The following is a 15,249-nucleotide window of genomic DNA, read 5'->3' on the forward strand; positions in this document are numbered from 1 at the left end:
ACGTTCAAAATCTTGTCTTAAAATAGGTTTGAGTAATTGATGAAATACGGTATTCTGATGTGACAAAACCTGAGTCCTTTATAGTTAAAGTGTTTTTTTGCACTCATATTTTAACTATTTAGACTCAGGTTTTTTTATTTAAAGCAAACTATGGGACAGTAGTGGGGGAAGCCTCCCTTTTTTAAAGGGAGGTTTGGAGGGATTTATAAAAAAGAGATTAAAAATCACCTTTCTTATACATATGCGCCATGCGTTCATGTTTGGTTTTTAAATACTGGGCATTAAAAGGATTCAAACCGACAGTGAGCGGCACACGGTCAACCACATCAATGCCCAGTTCTTGTAATGCCTGAATCTTGGAAGGATTATTGGTAATCAGTTTAACTTGCTTCACCTGCAAATGGTCGAGCATGATGGTACACATGTCATAACGTCGTGCATCCGCCGGCAAGTTCAGCATCAAGTTGGCATCCACCGTATCGTGTCCCTGGTCTTGCAGGGCATAGGCACGAATCTTGTTGGTCAGTCCAATACCGCGACCTTCCTGACGTAAATACAGAATCACGCCTTGACCGACTTCATTGATCAGTTTCTGGGTGGCTTGCAGTTGCGGACCGCAATCGCATTTCAGTGAGGCAAAGGCATCACCGGTTAAACACTCAGAATGAATCCTGACCAATACCGGCTCAGTGGGCGGCGTATCCAGACCTTTAGAAAGTGCTACATGTTCTTCGCCCGTTTTAGGGTCTTGAAATACCGTGATTTTAAATTCACCAAAAGCGGTTGGTAATCTTGAAGTCGCGACAAATTCTATGGGCACTGCTTAACTCGTTAAATAGTTCATTAATTGGCTAAAGTATAGCGGAATGATTGGACATTAGTTGAATTGTAAAGATGAATTTATGCAGAAGATTTTCTTTTTTGTATAAAGCGAACGATAATGGTTGATAAATAGTAAGATTATTCAGGATAATCTCGCTCATGAACAAACACCCAGTGTAGAGATTTGCCTCTAAACTGCATCGCTAGAAATGTGGCTGATTTAAAGGTGATACAATTCGATCATTATGCTCGAATAAACCCATTGACCTAGCTTAGGATTTGCCAGGCTTTAGAAGGCTTCGCCATTTATGTTGTATACAGAAATACCGACTCACCGCCCTGTAACTCCGTTGCTGGATGCGATTGATCATCCTCAACAATTACGATTGCTCGAGCGTAGCCAACTAGAACAAGTGGCGGATGAGTTACGTCAGTACATTTTGTATGCAGCAGGACAAAGCGGTGGGCATTTTGGTGCCAATCTGGGTGTGATCGAACTCACGGTGGCTTTGCACTATTGTTTTAATACCCCGCATGACCGCCTGATCTGGGATGTGGGTCATCAGGCCTATCCGCATAAAGCCTTGACCGGTCGCCGTGAACAGTTGACCACCATTCGTGCCAAAGACGGTTTGGCTGCCTTTCCTGCACGTGAAGAATCGATATTCGATACCTTTGGGGTGGGGCACTCTTCAACAGCCATTTCTGCGGGACTGGGCATGGCACTGGCGCGCCGTTACCAAAAAGACCCATGTGAAGTGGTGTCCATTATTGGTGATGGTGCCATGACCGCCGGTATGGCCTTTGAAGCCATGAATGATGCCGTTGCACATGACGCGGATTTAATTGTGGTACTGAATGACAACGACATGTCGATTTCATGCAGTACCGGTGGTTTTGCCAAACATCTGGCTGCCATATGGGAACGGGGCCAGTCGGTCAATGTTTCGGATGAAGGTGAAGCCTATGTGCAGCCTCATCCAGCATGGACCTATAACTCACGTTTGCACAGTGCTGCAACAGATGCTGCAGACAACCTGTTTAAAGCTATCGGTTTTGACTATTTTGGCCCATTTGACGGTCATGATGTCAATCAGCTGGTGCAAGTGTTTAATGCCCTGAAAAAACGTAAAGGTCCGCGTTTAATTCATGTCTATACCACAAAAGGTAAAGGCTTTGCGCCTGCGGAAGCCGATCAGATTAAATACCATGCCATCAGCAAATTAAATGCTGCATCTTCAAGCAATCCAGCACCGAAATATTCCGATGTGTTTGGACAATGGCTCTGTGATGAAGCCGCTCAAGATCAGCGTTTGCTGGCCATTACGCCGGCTATGTGTGAAGGTTCAGGCATGGTGCAGTTTGCCAAACAGTTCCCGGAACGCTTTTTTGATGTGGCGATTGCTGAACAGCATGCCGTAACATTGGCAGCAGGGATGGCCTGCGAAGGTTTAAAACCGGTCGTGGCGATTTATTCGACTTTCCTGCAACGTGGTTATGACCAGCTGATTCATGACGTAGCCTTGCAAAATCTGGATGTTACTTTCGGCATCGACCGTGCCGGGCTGGTGGGTGAAGATGGCCCGACCCATGCCGGGGCTTATGACTATGCCTTTATGCGTACTGTCCCGAATATGGTGATCATGGCGCCTAAAGACGAAAATGAATGTCGTCAGATGCTGCATACTGCTTATTTATACAATGGTCCCGCAGCGGTGCGTTACCCGCGTGGCAATGGGGTAGGCGTGGAAATTCAGCAACAGATGACGGCTTTGGAGATTGGCAAAGCAGAAATTGTGGCCAGTTTTAATGAATCTCAAGAAGACCAGATCAGCATTCTGGCATTCGGTAGCCGTGTCAGTGTGGCGGTAGAAGCAGCACAAACTCTCGCCGCTAGCCATGAGGTGGGGGTGCGTGTGGTAAATATGCGCTTCGTTAAACCCTTGGACGAGCAGATTATTGAACAGCTGGCTGCGACAACCAGTTTATTTGTCACGGTTGAGGAACATGCCGTGATGGCTGGTGCAGGCAGTGCGGTAAACGAATACCTTGCTCAGGCACAAATTGTTAAGCCAATCTTGAATTTAGGGCTGGCAGACATCTTTATGCACCAAGCTTCGCATGCACAGATGCTGCAACAGGCCGGACTGGATGCTAAAGGCATTGAAAAATCAGTTGAATTGGCCTGGTCAAAACTTGTGCAGTCGGTGTCCTGATCGGCTTAAAAATTTTAGAAACATTTTTTCCCTAAAAGCCCTCGTATTTGCTAAAATGCGAGGGCTTTTATGCATTATTCTTTATCAATATCTTCAAATTGTAATGGGTGTTCAATGGAACCTATGGTGGTGATGGCTGCGCGTGCGGCTCAATTAGTTGGTCAAGAGCTTTTAAAAGCGCATCAAAATCGTCATAAACTCGATCTACAAGTCGAAGAAAAAGGGATTGATGGTCCGGTAACGCGCGTAGACCGTTATTTGGAACAGTTGACTATCGATACGCTACGTAAAAGCTATAAAAACCACAGCTTCCTTGGTGAAGAGTTTGGTCTGCAAGAAGGTAAAGGTCACGACGCCGACTGGTGTTGGGTGATCGATCCGCTGGATGGGACTTTAAACTTCATTAACGGTTTTCCGCATTTCTGTATTTCTATTGCTGTTCAGCACAAAGGTGTGACTCAACACGGTGTCATTTATGATCCTGTGAAAGACGAGTTATTCTCTGCCAGTCGTGGTCGTGGTGCAATGTTGAATCAACGCCGTATTCGCGTAAATGTTAAAGACAGCCTGCAAAATACTTTTCTTGCCGTAGGTCATGCTTACCGTGCTAAACGTAACGGTGAAGTGATTTCTTATGCAAAAAACCATTTCGATTCATTATTAAACGTAACTGAAGCGGGTGCACAATACCGTCGTGCAGGTTCTGCTGCATTAGACTTGGCATATGTAGCTGCAGGCCGTTTGGATGGTTATTTTGAACTTGGTTTGAAGCCTTGGGATATTGCAGCTGGTGAGCTTATTGTAAAAGAAGCGGGTGGTACTGTAGTGGATGCACGTGGCGGTGCCGATTCTATGGAAAATGGTCAAGTACTTGCTTGCTCTATGAAAATGCTGAAACCTTTAATGCAGGCTGTTGTTCCAGCTTGGGGTGAAGCAGCCAAGTAAGATCGATTAAATCGAGCGATATGACAAAGAATAGCTCTCCTTGCGAGGGCTTTTCTTATTCTTGAATTAAATTCGTGATTTACTGAAAATACCCATGAATCAAGGTTGGAGTGTATTTTTATCCAGTAGAAAAAAGTTACAACCTGGATTGTTTGAAAATTAAACAAAATTGAGTTGTAAAATAGGCTGTTACTGAAAAAAACCGTATATATGCGCAATTTGATCGAAAAAAATGATTACTTTTTAAAATGATTCTGTTATTATGCCGCCACGCACTTAAATTTCCGTTCTTTACCTGAACATTATCTTCTAATCATTGTATGCGCGTCCTGTCCATAGAGAGGACATATCCTTCGCGCCCCAATCGCTTAAGCGATTCCTTCAGGTTTGCGGCCGTAATCATGCGTGCGTTATATCCACATCGTCGTTATTCGGATCGCTGCTGAATTCTTATATTTTTCAGCTCTAATTGCTGTGCCGCTTTTTGCCGATGTCCATATTGTAATTTATTAAATGGAGCACCCATTTTCGGGTGAATACTCTCTATGAGCAAAACTTTTGCTGATTTTTCCCTTGATGAGTCGTTAACACAGGCTCTAGAAGGCTTAGGCTTCACTACGCCAACTCCTGTACAAGAACAAGCGATTCCTGCTGCACTTGAAGGTAAAGATCTTTTAGTATCAAGCCAAACCGGTTCTGGTAAAACAGCTGCATTCCTGCTTCCGACTTTGAACGCGCTTGCAAATCAAGACACTTTCGTACCGTTTAAAGAACGTATGAAAGCAATTACCCAACCGTCAATTTTGGTGATTTCACCGACGCGTGAGCTTGCACAACAAGTATGTCAGGATGCGATTGCATTCGTTCGCCATATGAAAGGCGTTCGTGTTGCTGCGATCATGGGCGGTATGCCTTTCGGTAAACAGATCCAGCAGTTAAAAGGCGCGCAGGTTGTGGTAGCGACTCCAGGTCGTTTGCTTGACCTGGTTAACCGTCGTCAAATTAAACTGGATAAAGTGGATTCATTAATTGTCGATGAAGCTGACCGTATGCTTGACCTCGGTTTCTCTGAAGACCTGGAAGCCATCAGTGATTTAGCGGTTAACCGTACACAAACCTTAATGTTCTCTGCAACATTTGCACCACGTATCATTAATCTTGCTGAACGCATGATGAATGATCCTGAACGTATTGCAATTGAAACAGGTCATTCAACCAATACTGACATCACTCAGACTTTACATTGGACTGATGGTTTCGAGCACAAGAAAAAATTGCTTACCCACTGGTTAAATGAAGAAGATCTGGATCAGGCGGTAGTATTTGCTTCTACTCAAGAAGATACCGACATGCTGGCTGAAGAACTTTCAGAAGCGGGTCTATCTGTTGTAGCACTTCACGGTGCGATGCCACAAACCGTACGTAACCGTCGTTTACGCAGTATTCGTGAAGGTCGTGCAAAAATCCTGGTTGCGACTGACGTTGCAGCACGTGGTCTGGACGTACCAACCATTTCGCACGTAATTAACTTCGGCCTTCCAATGAAGAATGAAGATTATGTACACCGTATTGGTCGTACCGGCCGTGCGGGTCGTACTGGTAAAGCCATTACTTTGGCAACATACCGTGAACGCGGCAAAATCCGTGCTTTGGAAGATTATTTGGAAACGCGTTTAAACGTTTCTGAAATTGAAGGCCTTGAGCCATCTCCACCTCCTGCACGTGGTAGCCGTGATGGCGGTCGTGGTCGTCGTGACGGCGGTCGTGGTGGCCGTGGCGGTTTCGGTGGCGGTCGTCGTTTTGAAGGTGAAAGTAACTTCAAACGTCGTGAAGGCGGTGAAGATCGTCCACGTCGCAGCTATGATGACAAACCACGCAGCGAACGTCCTTCATTTGGTGAAGACCGTCCACGTCGCGAATTTAACAGCGACCGTCCGCGTCGTGAATTTAATGGCGACCGTCCGCAACGTTCTTTCGAAGATCGTCCACGTCGTGAATTCAACAGCGATCGTCCACGTCGCGAAGGTGGTTTTGAAGATCGTCCACGTCGTGACTTCGGTGATCGTCCACAACGTAGCTTTGGCGGTGAAGATCGTCCACGTCGTGACTTCGGTGATCGTCCGCAACGCAGTTTTGGTGACAAACCGCGTTCTAACGATGACAACCGTGGCAACCGCGTAGACTATAAACCAGCGCGTGAAGGTGGTGACCGTCCACGTCGCGAATTCAATGGCGACCGTCCGCAACGCAGCTTCGGCGACCGTCCTAAGCGTGATTTTGGTGACCGTCCACAACGCAACTTTGGTGAAGATCGTCCTAAGCGCAGTTTTGGTGAAGATCGCCCACGTCGCAAATTTAACGACTAATAACGTTAGATTTGGGTAGTAAAAAACCGGTGGAAACACCGGTTTTTTTATGGGATTAATCTTTGACCTTGTCGAATAAAAATGTATACTGGATCATAGTTTGTTTTAATTCTGTTAAATATGAATAATGAATCTAATGACTATGTTGGGAATTTTAATCAAGAGGTGATTATGCCTTATATTGGTTTAATTTTATTACTCAGTAACATCGCATACTATATCTATAATTCTTTTCTGTAACCCGGTCTCTTGCTGGGTCAAATAACTGACGACAATTAAAAAAATTAAAAATTATGGTAAATTGGTTGCTTTTTATCTAAAGGTAACATTTTAAACCCGAATCCTTTATAGTATGCATGCTGAAAAAAATGCAGGAAAACCCTCAGCTATGAATAATCAAATGCCTCAACAAGCTCAATCTTGGATTGAAGTCAATGATTTGAGCTTTAAACGAGGGAAACGTGTCATTTTCGATAATGTCAGTTTAAAGATTCGGCGTGGTCAGATTACCGCCATTATGGGACCTTCAGGTACAGGGAAAACGACTCTGCTCCGTTTGATTGGTGGTCAATTGACACCAGAGCACGGTGAAATTCTATTGGACGGCAAAAGTATTGCACATATGTCGCGTCAGGAATTATTTACTGCGCGCGCACGTATGGGCATGCTTTTTCAAAGTGGTGCCTTGTTTACCGATATGAGCGTCTATGAAAATGTGGCTTTTCCGTTACGTGCGCATACCCAGCTTCCTGAACATCTTATTGCAGAGCTGGTGGCACTCAAACTGGAATCGGTAGGCTTACGCGGTACCGAAAAGCTCATGCCTGCAGAACTTTCAGGCGGGATGAACCGTCGTGTGGCCCTGGCACGTGCAATTGCGCTTGATCCGGAACTGATCATGTATGATGAGCCTTTTGCCGGCCAAGACCCGATTGTAAAAGGCGTACTTACGCGTTTAATTCGTACCTTGCGTGAAGCTCTGGATTTAACCACGATTATTGTGTCGCATGATGTGGGGGAAACCTTATCAATTGCCGACTACATCTATATTATTGCTGAGGGTGTAATTCAGGGTGAGGGGACGCCTGCTGAATTAAAGCAGCATGAATCGGCATTTGTGCGTCAATTCTTAACCGGTGCTGCTGAAGGTCCTGTCGATTATCAATTTAGCCATAAGGCTTATTTAAGTGATGAGGTGCATTCATGAATGCTATTGCCTCATTAGGTAAACGCGTCATTGAACGCGTTCAGGGGATTGGCGTGGCAACCCAGATGTTGCTGCAAATCCTGTTTTCCATGCCGACCTGGCTTGGGGTCAAACTGTTTATTTACCAAATGTACCGGGTAGGCGTGATGTCTTTACTGATTATTGCCGTATCGGGTTTATTTATTGGTTTGGTACTGGGCTTACAGGGCTATTCCATTTTGGTCAATATTGGCTCAGAAGCCATGCTGGGCACCATGGTATCTCTAACATTATTAAGAGAGCTGGCTCCTGTGGTGGCGGCATTACTGTTTGCAGGACGTGCCGGTTCGGCTTTAACGGCTGAAATTGGCCTGATGAAAGCCACAGAACAGCTAGCCAGTATGGAAATGATTGGGGTCGATCCACTCAAACGGATTGTTTCACCGCGTTTATGGGCCGGAATTGTCAGCCTGCCGATGTTATCGATTATTTTTGGTGCGATTGGCATCATGGGCGGTAAAATGGTCGGCGTCGATTTTTTAGGGGTAGATGAGGGTTCTTTCTGGAGTGGCATGCAAAATAGCGTGCAGTTCTATAAAGATATTTTCAACGGGACCATTATTAAAAGCCTGGTTTTTGCATTGCTTTGTACCTGGATTGCGGTCTATCAGGGCTATGCCTGTGTACCAACGTCAGAAGGAATTGCAACATCGACTACCCGAACAGTGGTGTATTCCTCATTGTGTGTTTTAGGTTCTGATTTTGTGTTGACTGCGGTCATGTTTGGAGGTGTTTAATGAAATCACGTGCAAGTGAGCTGGCCGTAGGTATTTTTGTCATTCTGACCGGTATTGCATTATTTTTCCTGGCCATGAAAGTCAGTGGCCTGATGGGAACCAACCTGCGTGACAGCTATAGCATGACGGCAAGTTTTGACAACGTCAACGGCCTGAAACCGCGTGCCAAAGTGACCATGAGTGGTGTCACCATTGGCCGCGTTACCGATATTACCCTTGATCCGGTGTCGCGTTTGGCAACGGTGCGTTTTGACCTGGACGGCAAGTTGACGTCTTTTAATAAAGAACAGCTGAAAAAGGTTCAAGCCAATGCTTTGGAAGAATTGCGCTATAGCACAGAATACAGCGAAGCGGCTCCTTCGAAACAAAAAGAAATGGAAAAGCAACTTGTTGCTAACATGAACTCCATCACCAGTATTGATGAAGATGCTTACATTATGGTTGCCACCAATGGTTTATTGGGCGAGAAATATTTGAAAGTGGTACCAGGTGGTGGCCTGAACTATATTAAACGTGGTGAAAGCATTGCCAATACCCAAGGCACCATGGATCTTGAAGATTTGATCAGCAAGTTCATTACTGGCGGTGCGGGCAAGTCATCAGCGAAGGCGGCGGAAGAAAACACATCAACTGAATCAACAGAAGATGCGCAAACTTCATTTGTTGAGTAATTTTGAGAGGAGAATTTAATGAATACTTTACTTAAACATACACTTGGCATAAGTGTTTTATCAACAATGATGGCGAGTACTGCTTTTGCACAACCGGCTGAAACGCCACCGGCGTTTGTTAAAAAAGTGGCGGATGGCCTGATTAGCCGTTTAAAAGCGGATCAGGGAAAATTGCAAAACAATCCTGCTGCAGTGAAAGCGATTGTGCGTCAAAACCTTGACCCTTATATTGATTCACAAGCCTTTACCCGTCTGGTGATGGGAACTTATGCCACCAATCAGTACAGTACGGCTGCTCAGCGTGCCAAGTTTGAACACAATTTCCGTGAAACTTTAATCGAAAATTACGGTACAGCTTTTGCTAAATATACCAACCAGACGTATAGCCTGCGTCCATATAAAGAAACCAATAGCAAAAATCCTGTAGTCACGATTGATTTCAACAACAAAGGCGAAAAAACGCCAGTATCTTTCCAGTTGGTGGATAAAGGCAATCAATGGAAAGTACGTAATATCAATGTGGCTGGTATTGATTTAGGTTTACAGTTCCGCAATCAGTTTGCTGCAACGGTAAAACGTAATGGTGGCAATATCGATAAAGCCATTGCGAACTTCGAACCAGATGCATCTGTAGATAAAAAATAACTAAGAAGGGTGTTCAGTGATTCAATTCATTCATCAGGAATTGCAGGTTTCCGGCAAAATAGATTATGCCAATGCAGAGGACTATTACCAGCAAGGTTTGAAACTGATTCAATCGCAGAATCAGTTTCCTGTGGTGGTCAATCTGGCACAGCTGGAACAGGGCGGTACGCTGGCTTTGGCCGTATTGGTGCGCTGGTTGCGTCAGACCCCGAAAGCCCAAGGCTTACAGTTTAAAGCAGTCCCTGAGAAGATGCTGAAAATCATTCAGGCCTGTCATTTGCATGATGATCTGCAGCTGATTGCCTAATCCAATAAAAAAGCACCGCGAGGTGCTTTTTTATTGAGCTGAGCTTGTAAGAGATGAATATTGAGCAGTCCTCTCTCCCTGAGGGAGAGAGTTAGAGAGAGGGGATAAAATTAGAATTCTAGATTTCTTCCTGTAGCTAGATTGGCGCGTAAAGCAGCTTAGATAAGTAATGAAATTGATGGGATTTAAAATACCTCCCTCTAACTCCCTCCTGGAAGGAGGGAGGATAAATGATGCCTCAAATCCATTTTTTCCAGCGGAAATAGGCCAGCGGTCCGATAAAGAAAGCCGCTAAAATAATACTGACCATAATGAAGCTGGTGGTGCCTCGTGCAAAAGGTAGCACATCGGTATTCATGCCATAAACACTGGCAACCAGCATGGGTGGCGCGAGCATGCTTGGCAAGATCGAGAAGCGACGAATCGTGTCGTTCTGTTCGGTATTAATGAATCCGGAGGTGGTATCCAGCAAGAATCGAACCTTCTGGAACAGGAAGGCATCATGTTCGACCAGAGACCGAACGTCTTCGCTGAGTTCCCGAATATCGGCATCATAAATATGACTACCCAAAGCACGTGGACGGGACAGGAAAGTCAGGACACGACGCAAATCGATTAAACACAATTGCGCTTTTCCGAGCATGTCTTCGAGTTGTGCCAGACGGGTAATCATGTCATCCAGATCGAGAATCTGTTCGCGATGACGGTTGTTCAGCACTTCTGTGGAATACTTTTCCAGATCCTTGTGGATATCTTCCAGGATATCCGCAAGCTCGTCCAGTTTGGCTTCCAGTAAGCCCAGCAGCACCCAGGTCGGGTCTTTGTAGTCAATCTCATAGTCATTGCGGCGGGCACGGGCACGAAAAGCACGAAAGGCCACCAGTTTTTCACCGCGCAGGGTAAACAGGCGCTCTTTATGCAGAATAAAAGCCACCGTTTGCACAGTTGCTAAAATGCTCGAATTGTCATCTGTTTCGCCATCGACCTGAAAATTTTTATTTTTCGTCAAAAAGTAGGTGCTGATATGTAAAATACCGTCATCATCACGGTAAAATCGTGCCGATGAAGAAATATCCTCTAAAGATTTTAGGGTGGGTAAATTTTGCTCATAAGCATCTAAGACCCATTGTTGTTCTTCTTGTGATGGGGCAATGAGATCGATCCACACTAAATCCGGGTGGAGATCAAAACCACCATTGATGGTGGCATCTTCCAAACTACCGCGCTCTGTGGCGTAAAAGGCTTCAAGCATGCTGTCTTTTCCCTGCGCAGTATAGGTTAATTGATGGGTGTATTTTAGACAAGGAATTGAATAAAAACACTGATTCAATCGCTTTTTTATTAAAAAATCTCCTGAAAATTTACTTTATTAATATGACATCTGTAAAACATGGTGAAAAAATGACGAAATCAATCGCAATTTTTTGCGGCTCTTCTATTGGGACAGATTCCATTTTTTTAGACACCGCGCAAAAAATGGGGCAGACCATCGCCCAGCAAGGTAAAACGCTGGTCTATGGTGGCGGCCGTTCTGGCTTGATGGGAGTAGTGGCCGACAGTGCTTTACAGGCAGGCGGAAAAGTCATTGGTGTCATTCCCAATGTATTGGTCGATCGTGAGCTGGCTCATCCGCATTTAACCGAATTGCATGTGGTGTCCAATATGCATGAACGCAAAACCAAAATGTCGGAACTGTCCGATGCCTTTATTGCACTGCCGGGTGGTGCAGGAACGCTGGAAGAGATTTTTGAGCAATGGACCTGGGCGCAGCTCGGTATTCATTTAAAGCCTTGCGCATTTTTAAATGTGGCCGGTTTTTATGATGATTTACTCAAGTTTATTCAGTTTACGACAGTGAAAGGTTTTACCCAGCCACGTTTTGCGGACAGCATTATTGCCTCTGATTCCATTGAAGAAATTTTGCAACAGTTTGATGCTTTTCAGGCACCACAGCCGAAATGGGGTATGGCTGATCAGCAAGCATTGGTGAAATAAAGATGAAAGTGATTACAGTGGCGGCTGCCATTATTTTAAATGAGCAACAGCAACTTTTAGTGGTACGTAAGCAGAATACTTCCTGCTTTATGCAGGTGGGTGGCAAGCTGGAACCCAACGAGCCACCTGAAGCGACCATGCTGCGTGAAATTCAGGAAGAAATTGGCTGCCAGGCTTCAATTGAACAATTCGTCGGTCGTTTTGAAACGGCAACCGCCAACGAGCCAGATCATCAGCTGGTCAGCTATATTTATCATGTAACTTTAGATCACGCTCCAAAAATTGACGCTGAAATTGCCGAGATGAAGTGGGTCGGTTTAGAGGATAAAACCACCCCACTGGCACCTTTAACCCGTGAAATTGTCATGCCTTGGGTGAAGCAATTTTTAACAGAAAGCACGATGTCCTGATGGATAAAATAAATTCTTCCTCGCAAGGATGAGCATAGGCTTCTGCCAGGAAATAAAGGAAATCAGTAGACTTCCTTTCCTAGCTTTAAATCTCAGCACTGGTAATACAGGCTGCATAAATCTTTTGACAGCCCAATTGTTCAAGTTTCTGTTTTAAGGCATGCAGCGAACTGCCGGTCGTGACCACGTCATCCAGCATCAGTACCGTACGGTAACGGACGCGGGTTTTTGTGGCAATCACGAATTGCTGCTCAATCTGGTCAAGCCGTTCAATACGGCTCAAGCCTTTTTGCGAATGCTGGGCCAGTCGTGCCACCGGTTGCCAGACCGGAATGTTCAGCTGTTTTGCCAAAATTTTCGCAAGCACCAATGACTGGTTATAGCCGCGTTCTGCCAGTCGTTGACTGGAAATCGGCATCGGGACGATGGCCTGGATTTTGGGAAGCTTGAGGTCGATAAGCGAGCCAACAAGCACGCTTTGAAAGTGCAGCTGTTGTTCATATTTGAATTTCTGAATAATACGGTCCATCGGGTAGGCATAATGACAGGCCACCTGAATCTGCATTTCCTGTCGCTGGATGTTCTGTTTCAACCAGGGGAGTTGTTGCCAGCAGTCGGTACAGAGTGAATGATGACGTTGATGGTCTATGCCACAAAGTACACATGGAGAAAGCCGCTGCATGGCTTTGTGCAGTAAGGGAGGAATAAATGACAGCATATTTTTCTTCTTCTGATGAATATTAATTTTGCATAGGCAGTATTTAGGTAGCAAACAGCAGCATTCATGCTGCTGATACTGTAATCAATAATCCGCTAAATTGTTTAGGTAAAATTATTTTTACACATAGGCATAGCGCGGCGCTTCAGGTAACCAGCGTTTCAGTAAAGCCTCTGCATTTTCCGGATAGTCTTTCAGAATTTGCTGCGCAACATAATGTGCCTGATTCAGCAGATGATCATCACGTTCCAGTTTGGCTACCCGAAAACCCATGTCACCGGTTTGCTTGGTGCCAAGCAGCTCACCCGGGCCGCGAATTTCCAGATCTTTTTCGGCAATGATAAAACCGTCATTGGTTTCACGCATAATCCGCAGCCGTTCCTGTCCATTTTGCGAAAGCGGATTTTTATACAGCAGGGCACAGAAACTGGCAGTCGCACCTCGGCCAACCCGACCACGAAGCTGATGCAGCTGTGAAAGTCCCAGACGCTCGGCATTTTCAATCACCATGATGGAGGCGTTGGGCACATCCACGCCGACTTCAATCACGGTGGTGGCAATCAAGAGTTGTAGCTGATTGTCTTTAAATTGCTGCATCACTGCCTGTTTTTCATCAGCTTTCATCTTGCCATGCACCAGACCAATGTTGAGCTGCGGAAAACGTTCCTTAATTTCCTGATAAGTCGCTTCAGCTGCTTGTGCATCCAGCGTTTCCGATTGTTCTACCAAAGTGCAGACCCAGTAAGCCTGTTTGCCTTCGGCGCAATTGCTGGCAATTCGGCTGAGTACCTCTTCGCGGCGATCCAAGGGGATGGTGACGGTCTGAATCGGGGTGCGGCCGGGCGGCAGTTCATCAATCACCGAGGTGTCCAGATCACCATAAGCCGACATGGCGAGCGTGCGTGGAATCGGGGTAGCGGTCATCACCAGTTGATGCGGAGTCATGTTATTGGCACCTTTATTACGCAGCGCCAGCCGCTGATCGACCCCAAAACGATGCTGCTCGTCAATAATCACCAGGCCGAGTTTGCTGAATTCAACATTTTCCTGAAACAGGGCATGGGTACCCACCACCAGATTGGCTGTTCCCTGTTTAATGGTTTGCTCGGCCGCTGTACGGGCTTTGCCTTTCTGCTTGCCTGAAAGCCAGGACACATGCAGGCCTAAAGGTTCAAACCATTTTTTAAAGTTCAGATAATGCTGCTCTGCCAGAATTTCGGTCGGTGCCATCAGCGCCACTTGCCAGCCTTCTTCTAAAGCATGACAGGCGGCAACACCAGCCACCAGGGTTTTTCCTGCACCGACATCGCCCTGAACCAGACGCAGCATCGGCTTGTTCTGTTTTAAATCCTGCACAATTTCCTTGGAAACCCGCTTTTGTGCACAGGTCAGGCTAAAGGGCAAGCTGTCCAATAACTGTTTGGCAAAATTCTTACTTGGACTAAAAGAAGGGGCGGCAATCTGCTGAATATAGGCACGCCGTGATAACAGACTGATCTGATGCGCCACCAGTTCTTCAAAAATCAGCCGTTGCTGGGCTGGATGAGAACCTTGAGCCAGTTGCAACATGTTGGCATTTAGCGGCGGTTCATGAATATATTCCAGTGCCTGTTTCAGTGCATAACCATTGGTAAATTTTTCCGGTAACAATTCGGGCAGGTCATCGCTGTGCTGTTTCAGCGCCTGTTTGACATATTCACGCAGTTTAGGCTGGGTTAGGCCATCGGTTGCAGGATAAATCGCGGTGAGCTGGGTTTTCGGTAAGGGCGTATGTTCAGTAATGAGCTGAATTTCCGGATGATACAGCTCCAGACCCCGTGCACCCACGCGGACTTCACCAAAAATGCGCAAGCGGTTGCCGACCTTGGCACGATCGGTCAGGGCTTTATAGACATGGTAAAAACGCAAGGTGACTTTGCCGAAATCATCCTGTAGCTGTACGGCCATGGATTTACGCTTACCGGGCGGAAAATCGACCCCTTTAACGATTCCCTCCAGTAAATAGCTGCGCCCCACGACCAATTGGTTCATGGGGATGATCGTGCTACGATCTTCATAATCACGCGGCAGATGAAACAGTAAATCATCTGTGCTAAAGATATTCAGTTTTTCCAGTAATGCAGCAGAGGCAGTTCCTACCCCTTGCAATTGATGGACTGCAGCCATTCGCC

General features: G+C 45.8%; 14 protein-coding genes. 10 read left to right on the top strand and 4 right to left on the bottom strand.

What is annotated here, in order from left to right; genetic code table 11:
- Positions 1 to 217: 217 nt before the first annotated feature.
- Complete coding sequence (gene ribA, locus BLP85_RS13460) at positions 218 to 820, bottom strand: GTP cyclohydrolase II (protein ID WP_092820724.1); 603 nt, start codon at positions 818 to 820, stop codon at positions 218 to 220.
- Positions 821 to 1,130: 310 nt separating this feature from the next.
- Between ribA and dxs the strand changes: the two genes are divergently transcribed.
- The 8 genes from dxs to BLP85_RS13500 all read left to right on the top strand — a co-directional run bounded on the left by dxs (position 1,131) and on the right by BLP85_RS13500 (position 9,955).
- Positions 1,131 to 3,038, top strand: coding sequence for a 1-deoxy-D-xylulose-5-phosphate synthase (dxs, locus tag BLP85_RS13465; RefSeq protein WP_092820726.1), 1,908 nt, complete (start codon positions 1,131 to 1,133; stop codon positions 3,036 to 3,038).
- A gap of 114 nt (positions 3,039 to 3,152) precedes the next feature.
- Entirely contained in the window at positions 3,153 to 3,983 is an 831-nt protein-coding gene (locus BLP85_RS13470; RefSeq protein WP_092820728.1) for an inositol monophosphatase family protein, read from the top strand.
- 545 nt (positions 3,984 to 4,528) lie between these two features.
- Positions 4,529 to 6,349, top strand: coding sequence for a DEAD/DEAH box helicase (locus tag BLP85_RS13475; protein WP_092820730.1), 1,821 nt, complete (start codon positions 4,529 to 4,531; stop codon positions 6,347 to 6,349).
- Positions 6,350 to 6,737: 388 nt separating this feature from the next.
- Positions 6,738 to 7,556, top strand: coding sequence for an ABC transporter ATP-binding protein (locus BLP85_RS13480; RefSeq protein ID WP_092820824.1), 819 nt, complete (start codon positions 6,738 to 6,740; stop codon positions 7,554 to 7,556).
- On the top strand, positions 7,553 to 8,332 hold the full coding sequence (gene mlaE, locus BLP85_RS13485; RefSeq protein ID WP_092820732.1) for a lipid asymmetry maintenance ABC transporter permease subunit MlaE: 780 nt from the start codon (positions 7,553 to 7,555) through the stop codon (positions 8,330 to 8,332). Before BLP85_RS13480 ends, mlaE begins: the two co-directional genes overlap by 4 nt.
- A complete protein-coding gene (gene mlaD / locus BLP85_RS13490; RefSeq protein WP_092820734.1) occupies positions 8,332 to 9,003 on the top strand; it encodes an outer membrane lipid asymmetry maintenance protein MlaD in 672 nt (223 codons plus the stop codon). Before mlaE ends, mlaD begins: the two co-directional genes overlap by 1 nt.
- 18 nt (positions 9,004 to 9,021) lie before the next feature.
- The gene (locus tag BLP85_RS13495; RefSeq protein WP_092820736.1) at positions 9,022 to 9,648 is read left to right on the top strand and encodes an MlaC/ttg2D family ABC transporter substrate-binding protein; all 627 of its coding nucleotides are present in this window, start codon (positions 9,022 to 9,024) and stop codon (positions 9,646 to 9,648) included.
- Positions 9,649 to 9,664: 16 nt separating this feature from the next.
- On the top strand, positions 9,665 to 9,955 hold the full coding sequence (locus BLP85_RS13500) for an STAS domain-containing protein (RefSeq protein WP_092820738.1): 291 nt from the start codon (positions 9,665 to 9,667) through the stop codon (positions 9,953 to 9,955).
- Positions 9,956 to 10,193: 238 nt separating this feature from the next.
- Here the strand turns inward: BLP85_RS13500 and BLP85_RS13505 are convergent, their stop codons facing one another.
- Entirely contained in the window at positions 10,194 to 11,207 is a 1,014-nt protein-coding gene (locus tag BLP85_RS13505; protein ID WP_092820740.1) for a CorA family divalent cation transporter, read from the bottom strand.
- 149 nt (positions 11,208 to 11,356) lie between these two features.
- On the opposite strand from BLP85_RS13505, the gene BLP85_RS13510 reads away from it, so the two are divergent.
- The gene (locus BLP85_RS13510) at positions 11,357 to 11,950 is read left to right on the top strand and encodes an LOG family protein (RefSeq protein WP_092820826.1); all 594 of its coding nucleotides are present in this window, start codon (positions 11,357 to 11,359) and stop codon (positions 11,948 to 11,950) included.
- A 2-nt stretch (positions 11,951 to 11,952) separates the two neighbouring features.
- The gene (locus tag BLP85_RS13515) at positions 11,953 to 12,360 is read left to right on the top strand and encodes an NUDIX hydrolase (protein WP_092820742.1); all 408 of its coding nucleotides are present in this window, start codon (positions 11,953 to 11,955) and stop codon (positions 12,358 to 12,360) included.
- An 85-nt stretch (positions 12,361 to 12,445) separates the two neighbouring features.
- Here BLP85_RS13515 and BLP85_RS13520 read toward each other — a convergent pair whose 3' ends face one another.
- Complete coding sequence (locus BLP85_RS13520) at positions 12,446 to 13,078, bottom strand: ComF family protein (RefSeq protein WP_092820744.1); 633 nt, start codon at positions 13,076 to 13,078, stop codon at positions 12,446 to 12,448.
- 120 nt (positions 13,079 to 13,198) lie between these two features.
- On the bottom strand, positions 13,199 to 15,244 hold the full coding sequence (gene recG, locus BLP85_RS13525; protein ID WP_092820746.1) for an ATP-dependent DNA helicase RecG: 2,046 nt from the start codon (positions 15,242 to 15,244) through the stop codon (positions 13,199 to 13,201).
- Positions 15,245 to 15,249 lie beyond the last annotated feature (5 nt).

It is taken from the genome of Acinetobacter kookii (genome assembly GCF_900096895.1).
Taxonomy (GTDB): domain Bacteria; phylum Pseudomonadota; class Gammaproteobacteria; order Pseudomonadales; family Moraxellaceae; genus Acinetobacter; species Acinetobacter kookii.

Excerpts from the sequence above, each read along its gene's own strand:
- BLP85_RS13470 (WP_092820728.1), top strand. The coding sequence starts at position 3,153 with ATGGAACCTATGGTGGTGATGGCTGCGCGTGCGGCTCAATTAGTTGGT.
- mlaE (WP_092820732.1), top strand. The coding sequence starts at position 7,553 with ATGAATGCTATTGCCTCATTAGGTAAACGCGTCATTGAACGCGTTCAG.
- BLP85_RS13520 (WP_092820744.1), bottom strand. The coding sequence starts at position 13,078 with ATGCTGTCATTTATTCCTCCCTTACTGCACAAAGCCATGCAGCGGCTT.
- BLP85_RS13480 (WP_092820824.1), top strand. The coding sequence starts at position 6,738 with ATGAATAATCAAATGCCTCAACAAGCTCAATCTTGGATTGAAGTCAAT.
- BLP85_RS13515 (WP_092820742.1), top strand. The coding sequence starts at position 11,953 with ATGAAAGTGATTACAGTGGCGGCTGCCATTATTTTAAATGAGCAACAG.
- mlaD (WP_092820734.1), top strand. The coding sequence starts at position 8,332 with ATGAAATCACGTGCAAGTGAGCTGGCCGTAGGTATTTTTGTCATTCTG.
- recG (WP_092820746.1), bottom strand. The coding sequence starts at position 15,244 with ATGGCTGCAGTCCATCAATTGCAAGGGGTAGGAACTGCCTCTGCTGCA.
- BLP85_RS13475 (WP_092820730.1), top strand. The coding sequence starts at position 4,529 with ATGAGCAAAACTTTTGCTGATTTTTCCCTTGATGAGTCGTTAACACAG.
- dxs (WP_092820726.1), top strand. The coding sequence starts at position 1,131 with ATGTTGTATACAGAAATACCGACTCACCGCCCTGTAACTCCGTTGCTG.
- BLP85_RS13510 (WP_092820826.1), top strand. The coding sequence starts at position 11,357 with ATGACGAAATCAATCGCAATTTTTTGCGGCTCTTCTATTGGGACAGAT.
- BLP85_RS13505 (WP_092820740.1), bottom strand. The coding sequence starts at position 11,207 with ATGCTTGAAGCCTTTTACGCCACAGAGCGCGGTAGTTTGGAAGATGCC.
- BLP85_RS13495 (WP_092820736.1), top strand. The coding sequence starts at position 9,022 with ATGAATACTTTACTTAAACATACACTTGGCATAAGTGTTTTATCAACA.